Origin of the sequence: Parabacteroides sp. CT06 (assembly GCF_002257605.1) — a bacterium.
GTDB classification, from domain to species: Bacteria; Bacteroidota; Bacteroidia; order Bacteroidales; family Tannerellaceae; genus Parabacteroides; species Parabacteroides distasonis.
In genome coordinates this window covers 1,546,443-1,564,152 of the sequence record NZ_CP022754.1, presented here as the reverse complement: position 1 = coordinate 1,564,152, position 17,710 = coordinate 1,546,443, and the positions used below count along the sequence as shown (strand labels likewise).

The 17,710-nt window shown below is 40.2% G+C and carries 16 protein-coding genes; 1 reads left to right on the top strand and 15 read right to left on the bottom strand.

Translation table 11 applies throughout. The features are described from left to right. Positions 1 to 38: 38 nt before the first annotated feature. Together carA and CI960_RS06835 are read right to left on the bottom strand one after the other, a co-directional pair. On the bottom strand, positions 39 to 1,220 hold the full coding sequence (gene carA, locus CI960_RS06840; protein WP_005857861.1) for a glutamine-hydrolyzing carbamoyl-phosphate synthase small subunit: 1,182 nt from the start codon (positions 1,218 to 1,220) through the stop codon (positions 39 to 41). Next, complete coding sequence (locus CI960_RS06835) at positions 1,217 to 3,103, bottom strand: amidophosphoribosyltransferase (RefSeq protein ID WP_005857863.1); 1,887 nt, start codon at positions 3,101 to 3,103, stop codon at positions 1,217 to 1,219. Before CI960_RS06835 ends, carA begins: the two co-directional genes overlap by 4 nt. A 350-nt stretch (positions 3,104 to 3,453) precedes the next feature. Here CI960_RS06835 and CI960_RS06830 point away from each other — a divergent pair, with 350 nt between their 5' ends. After that, complete coding sequence (locus CI960_RS06830; protein WP_005857865.1) at positions 3,454 to 4,614, top strand: ATP-binding protein; 1,161 nt, start codon at positions 3,454 to 3,456, stop codon at positions 4,612 to 4,614. Between the two features lie 116 nt (positions 4,615 to 4,730). On the opposite strand, the gene CI960_RS06825 is transcribed toward CI960_RS06830, so the two are convergent. The 13 genes from CI960_RS06825 to CI960_RS06765 form a co-directional block, all read right to left on the bottom strand. Then, entirely contained in the window at positions 4,731 to 5,786 is a 1,056-nt protein-coding gene (locus tag CI960_RS06825) for a mannose-1-phosphate guanylyltransferase (protein ID WP_005857867.1), read from the bottom strand. Between the two features lie 34 nt (positions 5,787 to 5,820). Beyond that, positions 5,821 to 6,573 (bottom strand): glycosyltransferase, encoded by a 753-nt coding sequence (locus CI960_RS06820; protein ID WP_005857869.1) that lies wholly within the window; start codon positions 6,571 to 6,573, stop codon positions 5,821 to 5,823. A gap of 79 nt (positions 6,574 to 6,652) precedes the next feature. Then, positions 6,653 to 7,594 carry a GDP-L-fucose synthase gene (locus tag CI960_RS06815; protein ID WP_005857870.1) on the bottom strand — a complete coding sequence of 314 codons (942 nt, stop codon included), beginning with the start codon at positions 7,592 to 7,594 and terminating at the stop codon, positions 6,653 to 6,655. Between the two features lies 1 nt (position 7,595). Beyond that, positions 7,596 to 8,690 (bottom strand): GDP-mannose 4,6-dehydratase, encoded by a 1,095-nt coding sequence (gene gmd, locus CI960_RS06810; protein WP_005857872.1) that lies wholly within the window; start codon positions 8,688 to 8,690, stop codon positions 7,596 to 7,598. Positions 8,691 to 8,745: 55 nt separating this feature from the next. Continuing rightward, a complete protein-coding gene (locus tag CI960_RS06805) occupies positions 8,746 to 9,675 on the bottom strand; it encodes an alpha-1,2-fucosyltransferase (protein ID WP_005857874.1) in 930 nt (309 codons plus the stop codon). Positions 9,676 to 9,690: 15 nt separating this feature from the next. After that, on the bottom strand, positions 9,691 to 10,755 hold the full coding sequence (locus tag CI960_RS06800; protein ID WP_005857876.1) for a glycosyltransferase: 1,065 nt from the start codon (positions 10,753 to 10,755) through the stop codon (positions 9,691 to 9,693). Positions 10,756 to 10,816: 61 nt separating this feature from the next. Beyond that, positions 10,817 to 11,386 (bottom strand): SIS domain-containing protein, encoded by a 570-nt coding sequence (locus CI960_RS06795; protein ID WP_005857878.1) that lies wholly within the window; start codon positions 11,384 to 11,386, stop codon positions 10,817 to 10,819. A gap of 1 nt (position 11,387) precedes the next feature. After that, entirely contained in the window at positions 11,388 to 12,377 is a 990-nt protein-coding gene (locus CI960_RS06790; protein ID WP_005857880.1) for a GHMP kinase, read from the bottom strand. 14 nt (positions 12,378 to 12,391) lie between these two features. Then, the gene (locus tag CI960_RS06785; protein WP_005857883.1) at positions 12,392 to 13,642 is read right to left on the bottom strand and encodes an HAD-IIIA family hydrolase; all 1,251 of its coding nucleotides are present in this window, start codon (positions 13,640 to 13,642) and stop codon (positions 12,392 to 12,394) included. Continuing rightward, complete coding sequence (locus CI960_RS06780; RefSeq protein ID WP_005857885.1) at positions 13,639 to 14,574, bottom strand: NAD-dependent epimerase/dehydratase family protein; 936 nt, start codon at positions 14,572 to 14,574, stop codon at positions 13,639 to 13,641. Before CI960_RS06780 ends, CI960_RS06785 begins: the two co-directional genes overlap by 4 nt. After that, positions 14,571 to 15,554 carry a glycosyltransferase gene (locus CI960_RS06775; protein ID WP_005857887.1) on the bottom strand — a complete coding sequence of 328 codons (984 nt, stop codon included), beginning with the start codon at positions 15,552 to 15,554 and terminating at the stop codon, positions 14,571 to 14,573. The genes CI960_RS06780 and CI960_RS06775 overlap by 4 nt, the downstream gene beginning before the upstream one ends. Positions 15,555 to 15,598: 44 nt before the next feature. Continuing rightward, positions 15,599 to 16,795 carry an O-antigen ligase family protein gene (locus CI960_RS06770; RefSeq protein WP_094582310.1) on the bottom strand — a complete coding sequence of 399 codons (1,197 nt, stop codon included), beginning with the start codon at positions 16,793 to 16,795 and terminating at the stop codon, positions 15,599 to 15,601. 126 nt (positions 16,796 to 16,921) lie between these two features. After that, a complete protein-coding gene (locus tag CI960_RS06765) occupies positions 16,922 to 17,707 on the bottom strand; it encodes a glycosyltransferase family 32 protein (RefSeq protein ID WP_094582308.1) in 786 nt (261 codons plus the stop codon). Positions 17,708 to 17,710: the final 3 nt, after the last annotated feature.

Below are 17,710 nucleotides of genomic sequence, written 5' to 3'. Positions count from 1 at the left end.
GCCCTAATCCCTCGTTTAGGGTGGGCGTAAATCCCCGGCTACAACAATTCCGTGAATTTATCAAACATGAACTCCGTATCCAGCGGCCCGCTGCAAGCCTCGGGATGGAACTGAGAGGAGAAGAAAGGCTTCGTCTTATGCTTGATACCCTCGTTCGTCCCGTCATTCATATTGATGAACAGCGGTTCCCACTCCTCACCCAGCGTATCGTTATCCACGGCGTAACCATGGTTCTGCGAGGTGATGAAGCATTTCTCCGTGCCTACCATACGTACCGGCTGGTTATGGCTACGATGACCGTACTTCAATTTATAGATAGAAGCACCGCCGGCTTTCGCCAACAACTGGTTACCCATGCAAATACCGCAAATCGGCTTATCCCCGGAAAGCGCCTTACGGATATTCCGCACGGCGGCATCGCAAGTATCCGGATCGCCCGGACCGTTGCTGATAAACAAGCCATCGTATTCCAGCTGATTGAAGTCGTAGTCCCAAGGCACACGGATCACCGCCACGTTACGCCTCAACAGGCAACGGATGATGTTATGTTTCACGCCGCAGTCCAAAAGCACGACGCGCTTTAGGAATTGAGAATTGAGAATCGAGAATCGAGAATTGGAGGCTTCCGATAAAGAACAGGTCTGGCTCGTACCATCGGGCAGGTAACAAATAATCTCCTTGCACGATACCCGATCCACATAGTTCACATGCTCATAATTCTCCATTTTCAATTCTCCATTTTCAATTTCGTTATCGGCATCGCCGATAACGATGCGTCCCATCATCACGCCATGCTCACGCAATTTCTTAGTCAACGCACGCGTATCGATACCGTATATGCCCGGGATCTTCTCCTCCTTCAACCAGTCGCCCAAGCTGCGCTCGGCGTTCCAGTGGCTATACTCATGGCTGTAATCGCTAACGATAATCGCCTCGGCGTGGATCTTCTCGCTCTCCATAAACGTAGCGATCCCGTTCGGCTCGAACGTACGAGGCGGGACACCGTAGTTACCAACGAGCGGATAAGTCAACACCATCAACTGGCCTGCGTACGAAGGGTCCGTCAAGCTCTCCGGATATCCGGTCATAGCGGTATTGAACACGACCTCGCCGGCGACCGGTCTCTCATAGCCGAAAGAGTAGCCACGGAAGACGGTACCGTCGTCTAACATCAAAGTTGCTGTTCTGTTTGTCTGCATAGAATCTGTATGTTGTGTCATTTCACTAAATATTCTTCTTCCATATAGTGAATAAAAGCCTCGTTCACTAACCGAGTCCCGCCCGGTGTCGGGTAATCGCCGGAGAAATACCAGTCACCCGGATGCTCCGGACAAGAGGCATGCAAGCCCTCCAAAGTCTGGTAGACGATCTCTACTTTCGCCTGCGTCCCGGCCGGTGTAAGCAACTCCACCATCTTAACGGATATCTCCTCGTCCGTAAACGGGGCGTATATCTCCTTTACGTAATTCACCAACGGACCATCCGCCGCTGTTTGTTGTCGCTTCGCCTTCTGATAAGCGTCCAAGATCACGTATTCCATCCCCCGGTCACGTAACAGGGCCACCGCGGCCTTAAAAGCGATAAACTCGTTCATCCGGGACATATCGATACCGTAATAATCCGGGTAACGTACCTGCGGAGAAGAACTTACGATCACGATTTTCTTCGGATGCAGGCGATCCAAGATACCGATAATACTCTGGCGTAAGGTAGTACCCCGCACGATGCTATCATCTATCACAACCAGATTATCGATAAAAGGTTCAATACTTCCGTAAGTAATATCATATACGTGCGCCGCCAGATCATTGCGGCTATTGCCCTCAGCGATAAATGTACGTAATTTTATATCTTTTATAGCTACTTTCTCCGAGCGGACTCGCATGGAAAGGATTTGCTCCAGTTCCTCTTCCCTGAGCAGGTGACTACGATCGGCGATCCATTCTTTTTTCAGCTTATTCAAATAGTTGTTCAACCCCTCCTGCATCCCGAAATAAGCGACCTCGGCCGTATTCGGGATAAAAGAGAAGACGGTATGATTCAAGTCGTAATCCACCGCTTTCAAGATCGGATGCACGAGATTATCTCCCAAACGCTTCCTTTCCCTGTAAATATCCACGTCGCTACCCCGTGAGAAGTAGATACGCTCGAAGGAACAAGCCTTATTCTCTTTCGGCTCCACGATCTGGGAGATATGCCACTCGCCTTTCTTGTTGACGAGTATCGCCTCTCCCCGATTCAACTCCCGGATATCCTCTACCTGCACGTTCATCACGGTTTGTATAACCGGACGCTCGGAAGCCAACACGATAATCTCATCATCCGCATAATAGAAGGCCGGACGGATTCCCCACGGGTCCCGCACGCTGAACGACTCGCCACTACCGGTGATACCGCAAATCACGAAACCACCATCCCAGCCCGGGGTACAGCGTTTCAGCACGTTCGACAAATCAATTTGATCCTCGATGGCATGCGTGATATCCATCCCTCTCAATCCTTCCGCCTCACACTTTTGGTACAGGCGCTCCACTTCCCGGTCCAGCCGGTGTCCCAGCTGCTCCAGCATGATATACGTATCGGAATATTTCCGGGGATGCTGACCGATCGCCGTGATCTCCTCGAATACTTCATGAACATTTGTCAGGTTGAAATTTCCGCAAACGGCAAGGTTCTTTGCACGCCAGTTATTGCGTCGTAAAAAAGGATGGATATAAGAGATTCCGGATTTTCCGGTGGTACTGTAACGGAGGTGGCCCATATAAAGCTCTCCGGCGAAAGGTAGGTTGGCTTTGGCGAATAGCGGATCGTTGAGTTGCTCGGGGGTTAAATCCTTGTAGTGTTCGTGAACTGCGGCAAATATCTCGGTAATAGCTCCGGTCCCGACGGCCCGTTCACGGAACATATATTCCTCTCCGGCATTTGCCTCTAACTTCACGCAGGCTAAGCCCGCTCCTTCCTGCCCCCTGTTATGCTGCTTTTCCATCAGCAAATAGAGCTTGTTCAGTCCATACATCCAACTACCGTACTTCTCGTGATAATACTCCAAGGGTTTCAGTAACCGGACCATGGCAACACCACACTCGTGCTTCAATACTTCCATTGTCGAATCAACTTTTTGATTTTGCCGCAAAGATACAGACAATACCTAACATATTGTTTAAACAAACATAAAATAATTGACACTTTCACGGAAAAAATGTTTTTATCGGACGTTTGGTTAACAAAGCTTACATTTTATAAGCAAAAGGGAGGGTTTTATTTTCAATCCATAAGCCACTCATTTCCCTCTTGAAAGAGGCCTTTCAAAGATATCCATCCGAGAACCGTAATATTTCCGTAACAGAAAGAAAAACACCAATATTCTTTCTGGCACAGAAATATTCTTGCATAAATTCTTTCTATCACAGAAATAATTCGGTAATTTTGTGCGTAAATATAAATTCCATAGTAATGAATACAAATATACTCCAAACACTGGTAACGGCCATGCAACGCCGATTAGCGGCTCTTCCGCAGAGATTGCGACCATTTACCACGGAGTTTGATGAGCTCCCTAAAAACCTGATGCTAACCGGTGCCAGAGGATGTGGCAAATCTACATTTCTACTCCATCATTCACAAGGCAGGCGCTTATTATACTTTTCTGCTGATAATCCGAAGATTATTGGCGAACCGCTCTATGACTTAGTTAGTAGCGTATTCATGCTTGGTTATGAAGGTGTTATTATCGACGAGATTCACTACGCATCAAACTGGAGCATACATCTGAAGGCCTTGTATGATGACTATCCAGGAAAAATCATCTGGATTTCAGATTCCTCATCGTTAGTACTTCGTGATGGCAAAGCCGACTTGTCCAGACGTTATGTAGCGATACAGATGCCTTTAATGTCGTTCAGAGAATTTCTATATCTTGAAACTGGCCAAATATACCCCAAGTATAAACTGGGAGACACAATACTACCTACACAACCAGATGCGGAGCTGTTGAACCATTTCCTCAATTATCGTAGTTACGGTACACGTCCTTTCTACCAAGAGAAAGATTTCGAAGCACGTTACATGGCTATCATCGACAAAATTCTCAATAACGATATACCGTTCTTCCTGCCTAGCATTTCCGAAAACAACCTACGTGTGATGCGAGCCATTATCGGCACACTGGCAAACTCCTCAATACCTCGTGTACAAGTCACCTCCTTATGCTCCGACTGGGGAATAGGAGCGGAAAAACTCTATCAACTACTCTTTGTGATGGAAAGTGTAGATCTATTGAAAATAGTAAAGTACCCCAATGACACGAAAGCCCGTAGCACTGGCGCAAAAATGTTGTTCGCAGACCCATGTGCTTATAAGGTTTTGAATGCAGACCAAGGAACGGAACGTGAAGCCTACACTGTCCACTGCTTTTCTAGGGCAGGTTACGAGATAAACGCCATGAAAGACGAGAAGAAAGGTGATTATGTGATTACAAAAGACCATGTATCACAAACCCTAGAAGTTGGAGGAAAAAACAAAAATCCTAAAGAAGCGGACTACGTCTTGAGAGACAACACCGACTACCCTGTAGGCAACGCCATTCCATTCTGGCTCATGGGTATGATGTGGTAGTATTATAGTCATCACCTAAAAAAATAATCACCCCAGCCATTCGTCTCCCCCCCTTCAAAAAGGAAATGAATGTCCAAGGTGATTATTTTTAAATTTATCAGAAAGCAGGAAAATCCCTATCTTCCCCACTCCTTTATCATCTGCTCATTCCGTAAACGACAAATCAATAGTTGCCCATTCTTTTCAGCTACGATATAATCCTTAAGTCCTTCAATCACGACTTTGCGCTCATCCGAGGTGTGCACAACACATCCAGCACAATCGATCATCCGTACCTCTGACCCCACGGCTGAATTCCCATCCATATCTTGAGGTAACAAGGAATGTAGTGATCCCCAGCTACCCAAATCACTCCAGCCAAACTCAGCAGACAGCATATAAACCTCTTTAGCTTTCTCCATCACCGCATAATCTATCGAGATTTTTTCGCAAGTAGGGAATAGTTCTCCTATTACTCTTTTCTCATCATCCGTATAAAAGCTTAAACTCATATTGTCCATCACTCTCGCCAGTTCTGGTGTATATTTACGGATAGCCTCCATAATCATGTCTACATGCCACACAAAGATACCCACATTCCAAAAATAATGACCATCAGCCAAGTAATCTTCTGCCACCTTTCGGTTGGGCTTTTCCTTAAATGCCTCAACCTTTACGACCTCATTCTTTATAGAGGAAGAAAATGTTTTTATATATCCATATCCAGTTTCTGGTCTTGAAGGTTTGACTCCTATCGTCACGATCGCCTTCCGCTCTTGCGTGAATGAAAGAGCCTGCGCAATCACCTTTCGAAACCCAATCACATCGATCACCAAGGCATCTGAAGGTGTTACGACGATATTGGCATTAGGGAACCTACACTTGATCTTCCAGCAGGCATAAGCGATACAAGGAGCCGTGTTACGAGCCTCCGGCTCAGCAAGAATATTATCTAGCGGTATTTCCGGTAATTGTTGCTGAACAATCCCCACATACTGTTCACTTGTCACCACCCAAAAATTACTCAAGGGACACAATGAGGAAAAACGTTCCACGGCAAGTTGAATCAATGATTTCCCTACACCCATCACATCAATAAATTGCTTAGGGTAATCAGGCGTGCTCATCGGCCAAAATCGAGAACCAATGCCTCCGGCCATGATGACGATATGTGTGTTGTTATCTTGTTCCATTCTATTATCGCTTTATAAATCTCCTTTAACTTTTTCACTTTATATATTTACGAAAGCCTTTATAGGCAAATATGAGCATGAAATAAATGGCAGGTATTCGTTTCACACCTTCCACTTTACGAAGCACATACCACTGACTTTTAAACATTTCAAACTTATTACCCGAACGAGAATTTTTTGCTTCCCTATACAATGCATGCACCTTACCTGTATTATAAGCCTTATACCCTTTCCGCAAGATTTCTAACCAAAAAGCATAATCTTCTTTAGGAATAGACTTAAAACGAACCTCTCTTATCAAATCTTTACGTAGCAATACTGTCAAACAAGGAATTTCATTACTCTCCAACGTATCCCAAAACGACGAAATTCGTCTAGCACGAATTAACCGCTGATTCCGCTTCCCATCCCACGCCATCTTCTCATAATCTGAATAGATAAAATCATAAGGTCCGCTCCTTATAAAAATCACCTGCTCTTCTAATTTCGAAGGTAACCAAGCGTCATCGCTATCCAAGAAAGCAATATACTCACCTTGCGCTTGTTCCATTGCGATATTTCGAGGCAACGAAGGGCTACCAGAAGGATGATCTGTCCTAAAATATTTAATCCTCAAATCACGCTTCACATATGTTTGAATAATCTCAGCTGATCGGTCTGTCGAGCAATCATCCACGATCAACATCTCCCAATACGGATAAGTCTGAGTTAAAACAGATTCAATCGTTTGGGCAATAAAAGGGACAGCATTATAACACGGGGTTATAATGGATATAAGGGGCTGCATTATCTTTTAATAAATAAGGGAATTTTGTATAACTGATAAAAAACTATTCAACTATACCTCTTGTAATAAAAAATATCTGTTAACGCTCTGCACGCATAGGATTTGTCAAAAAATCAATATACGACAAACGAATCCCTTCCTCTAGTTCTGTCTTATATTTCCAGCCAAGACCTTCCGCCTTCGACACATCAAGCAACTTACGAGGGGTTCCATTCGGTTTTGTTAAATCCCATTCTATCATGCCATCATATCCAACCACTCTTGCCACTAACTCAGTCAACTCTTTTATAGTCAATTCTTTTCCTGTTCCTGCATTTACTGTTTCATTACCGCTGTAATGATTCATCAAGAAAACACATAGATTCGCTAAATCATCCACATATAAAAACTCTCTCAAAGGACTTCCATCACCCCAACACACCACAGAAGGAAGTTTCTTTTCCTTAGCCTCATGAAAACGACGAATTAAAGCGGGTAGAACATGGCTATGGGTTGGATGATAATTGTCATTTGGACCATATAAATTGGTTGGCATCACACTAATAAAGTCTGTACCATATTGTCTATTGAGAAACTCACAATATTTCAATCCTGATATTTTTGCAAGCGCATACGCCTCATTTGTTTTCTCCAATCCTGAAGTCAACAAACAGCTTTCTTTCATTGGTTGAGGGGCCAATCTCGGGTAGATACACGAAGAACCAAGAAATTCCAATTTTTTACACCTTGTATTCCATGCGGAATGAATTACATTCATTTCAAGCATCATATTCTCATACATGAAATCAGCAAGCGAGTTCTGATTAGCCATAATCCCTCCCACTTTAGCTGCCGCAAGAAAAACATATTCCGGACACTCAGCCTCAAAAAAATTCTCCACATCTACCTGCCGAAGAAGATCTAACTCCGCATGTGTGCGAGTAATTATATTGGTATATCCCTGTCGTTTCAATTCCCTAACGATCGCACTTCCCACCATCCCTCGATGGCCTGCGACAAATATCTTAGCGTTCTTTTCCATATCACTTCACAATACCCTTTTCCAAATACTCCGCTAGATTTAACTTAACCTGCTCACCCGCACGTTCAGCAGCTACTTTTGCCATATCCGCCTCAACCATGATTCTCACCAAATCCTTAAACGAGGTCATCCTTGTTGGATCCCAGCCTAATTTTTGCTTTGCCTTTGTTGGGTCTCCCCACAAATTCACCACATCCGTAGGCCTATAAAAATCAGAGGAAACTTCTACCAATATTTTACCTGTCGATTTATCTACTCCTATCTCATTAGCTCCTTCACCCTCAAATTTCAGGTCGATGCCAACAACTTTAAAAGCTTCATAGCAAAACTCTCGAACAGAATGTTGTTCTCCCGTAGCTATCACAAAATCCTCTGGTGTATCTTGCTGTAAGATAAGCCACATACATTCCACATAATCCTTGGCATATCCCCAATCACGCAATGAGGAAAGATTACCTAAATATAACTTTTCCTGTTTTCCTTGGGCTATACGAGCTGCTGCTAACGTGATCTTTCGGGTTACAAACGTTTCCCCCCGTCGTTCCGACTCATGGTTAAAAAGGATACCCGAGCAACAAAACATGTTATAAGCCTCACGATACTCTTTCACAATCCAAAATCCATATTGCTTTGCTACCGCATATGGACTATAGGGGTGAAAAGGGGTGTTCTCGTTCTGAGGAACTTCCTCAACCTTTCCATACAATTCTGATGTAGAGGCTTGATAAATCCGGCATTTATCTATTAAGTCACAATGTCTCACCGCTTCTAAGATTCGAAGTACTCCTGTCGCATCTACATTCGCCGTAAACTCCGGAGAATCAAAAGAAACCTGCACATGAGATTGGGCTGCAAGGTTATAAATTTCATCGGGTTGAACAATTTTCACAACCTGCAGAATGCTCATCGAATCTCCTAAATCTGCATAATGTAAATGAAAATGGGGTAAACCTTCAAGATGAGCGATTCTTTCACGATAATCAACCGATGACCGACGAATAGTTCCATGCACATCATACCCCTTATCCAATAAAAACTCAGCAAGGAAAGAACCATCCTGCCCGGTTATTCCTGTTATCAAAGCGACCTTATTCATTATTTTATTACTTTTTATCAACTTGTTATCTATTTAGACCTATATTCCACAAACCCTATATTCTAATCCATTCAGGCATCCACAAATCATATCTGATATTTCTATTCATCCATCTCTTTGGAGTGACCACTCTTCCCCCTCTCTTATTCAAAAAGGCTCCCCACCAAGAAAAAGAACTATTGGCTATAATTAAGTCTTTACAATGAGTCATTAAGAACATATCCCAGCAACTATCACGACCGATATTACCGGTCACAAAAATAATCTCATAGTTCCCCAGTAAAGGTAGAATATACTCTTCACACCATTTTTGATCATTCGAAAACAGATAAAATACGTGTTTTTCACCATCTTGAAGTATCTTATCAATAGCTCTTTTATAATAGTCTACCTCGCATATACCACGAAAGTTATCTGACAATAAGTAGTCACCCCGACGTATATGGATACCAACACTATTAGAAGATTCCATATTCTCTATATACTGCTTATTTTTACCTTCAGGAGATGGATGCTGGAATATTTTGCATAGCTTATCTCGCATAGACTCATAATAACCTATCGCTTGCCAATACCCTTCATAATAACATGACCCTTGTTTATTATATACCATAGGGTCATAAAAGAAACAATCGCTACTGTTTTGAATATATTCAGAATTCCTAACAGGTAATATCTTACGTGCAATTCGACTGATTAAATAATTGGGAATAAACCATGTTAATTTCATCAACTGCCATGCATTCGCTTTTTTAAGTTCTATATTAAAGAATATTTTATCTAATTCATATCCATTATGCAAATTTGCAGCACCTACCTTATTTACAAATAAATAATTAAAATGAGATATATCTATCCGTATTTCTTCTTTAGGAAAATGCTCTTTAAGACTCAAAGCGAAGGCATATTGAAACATTTGATTGCCTAATCCTCCTATGATATTAACCACTTTCACCTTACAATAATCATTTCCTCCAACAATCATTTCAAATCTCCACTTCTAGAATGTAGTCATAAAGCTCTTTAATCTATTTTCAACTGTCGATGTTTCATACTTATCAGAAAATACCTGATAAGTATAAGGGTTAAACAGATTATCAGATAACGACTCAATCGCCTTAATGAATTCTTCTGCAGTATTGCATTTCGCTCCTATACGAGAAAAATCACATTCAATTCCTTGAAATGCCTCATCTGTACCAATTATAGATTTCCCATAACTCATTGCTTCTATTACTTTAGTTTTCATACCCGACCCTTTAAAAATAGGAGCAACAACAGCAACTGCACTTTTATAATAAGATGATAAATCATTTACATAACCATCTAATTTCACATTAGAAGGTATTGTTTTATATGCTAAAGTCGGATTTTCGCAGCAAGCTCCCACTATACGCAAGTCAAGACTTATATAAGGAGCAATATGTTCAATAAACCATATTGCTCCCTCTATATTAGGATAAAAATTCGCTCCAACAAATAACAAAAACGGTTTATTTACAACTGATAATCCTAATACCAAACTCAAATCCACCTTAGGACTTGTAATCGGTAAAATCATTTCAGGCCGCCGACCATACAACCTTTCAAAACCATCACAATCTCGTTTATTAAGAGCAATTAATGCCGTAGCATATTTTACAGAAAACTTCTCATTAAACTTAATAAAGTAGCATTTAATTAAAGAAGTAAAAGAATGGTCATACAAAAATTCTTGATAGGCCATTAATGCATCCACATTATGTTCAAAAACTATAGTTTTAGCGCCTAAAATATATAGTTTTCTTACGATTTTACCATATAAAGAACCTTCTAAGAAAACATAATCAAAACGGCCATTACAATACGTATCAATTATTGATTGTTCTTCTTTTTTACTTACACCATAACACCCTAAACGCAACAAAGACAAAGCTATTATATTTATTGATGGCCGGGCAATCGGATGGCAAATAATATTATCCTTTCCAAATAAATTGGTTAGCATTTCAAGATTACGACGCATTACATAAGTTCCACCATTAAGAGCTGAAGAAAATTCTCGATGGACATATAATATTTTCATAATATTTTCGAATTTTATTCATCGCATATTATTCAATAACAAATCTCAATATACTAGATATTCAATAACCTTTACCACTCAGAATCTTCATCATACAATGGTCTAGCACCATATGCAAATCCTCCGCTATCTGCATATCATCAATAGGAATATGTACGTTGTGTTGGGCCATTTCTATCAACTTGCCCCCACTATACCCGGTCAAGCCCACTGTTACACCTCCTTTTTCATTCGCATAATCTATCGCTTTCAACACATTTATGGAATTGCCCGACCCGGAAATTCCAATCACAATATCTCCCTTTTGATAGAAGTTTTTCAATTGCTCAACAAAAATATCCTCAAAAGACAAATCATTGGCATAGGCCATCAAAGAGGGGATGTTATCGTTCAAACAAATGAACTTAAACTTCTTATCTTGGTTCATCGAAATACCTTTATTAAAGTCACACACATAATGGGAGGCCGTAGCGGATGAACCACCATTGCCCATTATGAAAATCTGTTTCCCTGACTCTTTGGCATCTACCAGCACATTCATCAAGTCACTTAAATCCGATTTACTAATCTTATCGATCGTAACCTTAAGCCTATCGAAATAAGCGGTTATCTCTTGCGTATAATCCATCATATTAATCACTGAATTTATCTCCTACATAAATTATCTTTGATCCAAAATCATCGAAATGAAAACTCATCTCATTCATCTCATTCATCCGTGTCCTAAAAGCATCCTGCCTCTCCTTCGGACAATAGAAAAGGATAAAGCCCGCACCTCCGGCACCCAACAACTTACCGCCCAAGGCTCCGGCACGAATGCCCCTATCATACATCTCATCTACCACACCCGTTGAGATACCAGAAGTCAATGACTTCTTCATCAACCATCCCTCATGCAGGATACGGCCAAAATCATCAAGCTGATTGCTCTCTAAAGAGAAACGAAGTTGATATGCTAATTGAACCATCTCTTTTTGAGTCTCAAACTTTCTAACGTCACTAATAGCCGCCGATTGGCTTTTCAGAATAGCATTGGCAGAATGCTCTCCTCCTACAAAGACCATTAACAGATTATCCTCCAGCTCCTTTTTCTTACCGGGATCCATGATTATCTTCTCCACGTTTACCGTTTCATCCCCATAAAAGCTAATGAAATTAAGACCTCCACAAGCAGCCGCATATTGATCCTGCTTTCCGATAGGCGAACCGACCTTATGAATCTCCACATCACAGGCTAGCTGCCCTAACTTCTCACCGCTGGTCGCTTTTCCCAAATAAGCCCGAACCGCATTCAACAGACCTACCGTAAAAGCAGAGCTAGATCCCAGGCCGGTTCCCGACGGGATATCCGCTATGGAGTTTAGGTCTACACCACTTAGCTGATACATTTTCAATACTTCTCGAAATATAGGATGATGGATATCATCTATACAATCAACTAATTCCGTCTTAGAATATTTCAATTGAATCTTCTTCTGATCAAAGAACGGATGGATAGCTATATACATGTATTTGTCTATAGAGGTACTCAATACAGCCCCCGTCGTTCGATGATAAAACGACGGGAGGTCAGAGCCTCCACCCGCAAATGAGATGCGAAAAGGGGTCCTCGATATAATCATTACAATACGTTTATTTAAATAATTGTTTTCAAAGCGTCTAACAGGGCGTAAGGTTTGTTCATCTCTATTTGGATAGAGGCTTTACAACCTGCGTTCTCTCCTGCCTGCACATCACTGGAACGGTCACCTATCATATAGGATTGGCCCATGTCTATATTCCAATCCTTAGCTGCCTGTAACAACATTCCGGGAGCTGGTTTCCTGCAAGTGCATTTTATCTTGTACTCTTTCCGTTCCTCCGGATAACCAGCGTCAGGATGATGCGGACAATAATAGATAGCATTCAAATAGGCTCGTTCATATCCTAACAAGGTCTCCAGCTTCGCATGGATATAATCCAACTCTTCCAAACTACAAAGATTACGGGCTATCACCGGTTGATTGGTCACGACAATCGCCAAATACCCTGTCTGATTAATATAACGAATAGCTTCTCCAACTCCTTCAATCAGTTCCACTTGCTCTGGCTTACAAAGCAGATTCACCTCCTTTGAGATAACCCCATCACGATCCAAGAATATGGCAGGTCGTGTATATCTCCTATTCAAGCGACCCACCTTCCCGCTCGTCACATCATCACATACGGAATAATAACGATCAGGAGTACCCATATCCTTGATGTATTCAAAAGACACGTATCCGAACAAGTTCATCCCTTTGTCCAAACAAGCGGGAAGCACATGCTTCTCTATGTGCGACTTCGTACCCACCTCTATCTGCTCTAGGACCTTCGGAGAGAAGATAAACAGTGCTGCATTCACCATATTATGGCTCACAAAATCATGCACATGAGGCTTGTTACAAAATTTCAAGACCCGTCCATCTGTCGTCAATTCAACAATATCCGAATCATAGGGGTGGTCATTAGGGTGAAGGAAGAGCGTAGCATCCGCCTGCTTTTCCTTATGATACGCAAGCATGGCATCCATGTCAAAATCCATCACCGTATCCCCATAAAACACAAAGAAATCCTCTGTCAGCTTATTTTTCAAACAGCCTAAAGCACCTGCCGTACCCAAAGGTTTCTCCTCTTTATAATACTCAATATTCACGTTCCATCGCCGCCCATCCTCAAAATAGTGTTCTATCTGGTCACCCATATGGCCGATGATAAACAAGAAATCCGTATAACCATAACGCTTAGCCATTTCCACCTCATACTCCAAAATAGGCTTACCCGCAATAGGGATCATTGCCTTGGGAATCTCGCTATTCACGGATACGATACGGGTACCTTGACCACCCGCTATTACAACCACCTTCATTTTCCTAAAGCTTTTTGGATGGCCAATCTTACAGATTCATTGGAGGTGTAAGCCGCTTTCCAGCCTAACGTATTCACCTTACTCAAGTCGTAACGGAACTCAGGCACATCACCAACCCATCCACGATCACCACCGGTATATTTGATTTCAGCGTTCAAGCCCATCTCTTCTATTACCATTGCTGCTATATCTTTCACCTTTGTCCGGCTGTCAGATCCCAACATATATACATTATACTCGTCTGAAGCATGGTCTATCACGTAAAGAATACCAGCCACCAAGTCCTTTACATACACATAAGGCTTACACTGTTCCCCATTGCCCAACACTTCTAACTCGGCTGGATTCTTTAGGAGCTTATGGATAAAATCATAAATCACCCCATGCGTAAACCGCTCGCCTACCACATTTGGGAAACGAGTGATCCAAGTCTGAATATGATAGGTAGAGCTAAATGCGCTAATAAATGCCTCACTAGCTAACTTGCCCGCACCATAGTTTGAGACGGGGCGCAAAGGGCCATAATCCTCATTTAAGACATCACTCGTCTCGCCATAAATAGCGGAGGTAGATGCAAAAAAGAACTTTCTAATTCCAAACTCTTTCAGATATCGAAGCACATGGTATGTCGTGTTAAATGTCAGGTCATAGTCCACCTGCGGATCTTTTCCTCCTTTTTGAATATCGGAGTTAGCAGCCAAATGATATACCATATCAAACTTTCTATCCTTAAATATATCTCTCATCGCCTCTGTTTGAAGCAAGTCTTCCTCGATAAACTCAAAACCGACTTTCCCTAAAAGGTGAGATATGTTTTCTTTTCTTCCCAGTATCAAATTATCTACCACCGTAAGGTTATGACCTCTTTCCATAAGAGCATCACAAAGATGGGAGCCGATAAAACCGGCACCACCCGTAATTAAAATTTTCATGATTGAAAGTATTTATATTTATATCGTTTTTTTACCACATACAGCATGCCCCGCAGAGTTATGCGATGGAACAACAACATTGACCTAAAATGAAAAGGTAAATTTGCTAAAAGTGAGACTCTCCTTAACAAGAGATTGATTTCCCTTTCTTGTTCTTTATTTACAAAATGATTTTGAAGAAAAAAGCCTAGCGTTCCAAAAAATATAGACAATGCTCTCTCCGCAAAATAACTTTTCATTCTCTTTTCCTTCACTCTATAATTCGAAAAGTCCAACAAGGAATTAGCAACGAACACACTATCTTCCAATTTCTTACCATCAAACATTTGTTGTGCTAACGAGCCCGATCTAATCCGATAATAATAAAAGGGGGAACTCGTTACACAAACATCTTGAGCCAAATACAATGCACGTGGAGTAAACTCATTATCCTCAAAATAAATCCCTGTCTTAAAATCAAGTTGATTATCTAAGCAAAACGATCGTTTATAAATATTCAACCAGACCATTGGCAAAGACAAATATCGCAACAGATAGTCCTGACCTTTAAATACTCCTTGTGCGGTAAAAACAAGTTGATTATTTTGCTGTTCCAAACCTTCACCATTTTCATTTACATACTTAAAAGCTCCAACCAATATATCTGGACTTAAAGGATAATAACGAACAAAAAAATTCGAAAAAGCAATTGGATCTATATAATCGTCACTATCCATAAAATAAACAAATTCACCTTTTGCTAAAAACAGACCAGCATTTCTAGCAGCAGATAGCCCCGCATTCTTTTGATTACATATACGTATTAATGGATTATTCAATAAATCAGGAACATCCTCCAATGAATTATCCGCATGTACATCTTGTACAACAATAATCTCATAATTCAAATTAGAAATTGCAAGAACAGATTCCAGACATTTTCGAACATAGTCCTTTACTTTAAACACAGGAATAATAATCGATAGCTGTATATAGTTCATATTATGATTATCAATTATAAAAACATTCTTATTCTTTTAATATATCATCTCTTTATATTAATTCCACTTCTAAATGATTCAAGTGCATACTGATCACATTTCAAAGAAACACCAATCCCGATTATAAACATTGATAATAATTTATCCATCCCAGGAGCTTCCCCCATAAACATAACAAGGATAGCACAATAAGTTGCCTTAAATATATTCCCAACAAAAGGGACTGCATATTGACATTTATTACTTACATTATAAACAACAGGAACTAATGAAATAAAAAACAATATACCACACTCATATAGAGATTGTAAAATTTGATTATGAGCACTCATATAGCCAGTTGTATATCGTTCTGAAATATAGAATAAATTCACAGTATCTCGAATACCATTACCTATAAATGGAGAATTAAAAAAACCGTCAATTACCATATCCCAAATAATAGTTCGATAAGAAAGAGTTAATTCCTTGCCTAATAATCCTTCTATAACATATGAAGCCAAAGATGTATTTAACAAAACATTCAAATTTCCAAGTAAAATAATAAAAACAAATACACCAGAAAACATCATCAACAATCTACAAAGTGATAAATTCCTTATCAATCTACTTAAAGGATTAGGAATAACAAATAAAATCATACAGAATAATCCTATCATATTACTTCCCGAAAAGACAATCAATATCGTAGTTATATGAACAATTAAATACATAAATAAATATATTTTATTGCCTGTAAAATAATAATCCAACAAAACAAAACAAAGACCTTTAATCAGTGGGTATCCAATATGATTTTCTCCTCCTAAAAAATACATATCACCTGAATTACTAACGAAGTATGATGGCGATAATATTAAAAAAATAAAATTAATTACAGCTAAAGAAAAATATAAAATAGATATACATCGAACAAAATAAACAGTTCGATATAGAGTATCACATTGCCATATTATCAATGCAGCCAAAGAAAAAATAGGATACATCACTGTAAATACAGTTCGAATATTTCCATCATTTATTATTGTAGATAATAACATACAGAAGAACGGCAAAAATATATACCCAAAAAAAGCTATCATTTTTTTCTCTCTATGCTTCAATAATAAAATCGCTATTATTATTATAGAAAAGACTTTTGAAACCGCAGTAAAAACATAAGTCAACTGTTCTGAATGTAAAATATTCAAAAGCTCTCGATCAAAAAGAAAATAAAATAATATAATGAATAAAGCTCTCATCTTATAAAATATAACTCTTCAATATTCATTTTAAACACATACTTATTAGGAGACTATAGAGACCATTTTTATCATAAATATTAAAATCCAAATAATTTTATTGTAATATCTATAAAGGATAATCATCTATAAATCAGCCTTTCGTTTCGCCCAACTTACAAATTCTTTACAAGCCGCAGCAAAACCATTACAATGGACATTCGAACAGAACATAGCCACATATCCACGAATACTTTCAGGCAAGAAAGTAAGTTTTTTACCTAATTCCTGTGCATAACGATCCACATCGCTCACCCAACTTCCAGCGAAATGATGGATCGTCATACTGTTCTCCGTTAAATAAATCTTACCATCCTCATATGATTTTGGACACAAATAATCTTGGGGAAGTAACGTGAATCCATTGACAGTTTGTTTCGTATTATTAGGAACGAACCCATATTTCAGGCAAGCATTCGTAATACGGGTAACATTTGTTGTCACATCTAAACTACCGTCAGGACGCTTGAAATGTAAGCCGTCATACTCATGGAGTAGTTCCTCAAAGAGGGGCTGACCCTCCCGACAGGCCATCAGGCCTGTCTGGATTCGAGTCTTTGTCTCAAATCCAGATACCGCCTCATACACCAAAAGATCATCCAAGGGCCTCAATACTTCTACGTCCGTATCCATATAGATTCCCCCTTCCGTAACCATAGCATATAAACGAACTACATCCGTTATAAAAGCCCATTTCTTTGCCTCATATGCTTCACGGACATACTCGTTACAGTTCAAGTCGAAGTTACTCTCATTCCACTCCTTTATCTCATAATCCGGACAATATTTCTTCCAGGATTCTATACACTTTACAGCCAATGGAGGCAACGGATTACCTCCAAACCAGCAATAATGAATTTTCTTGGGTATCATTAT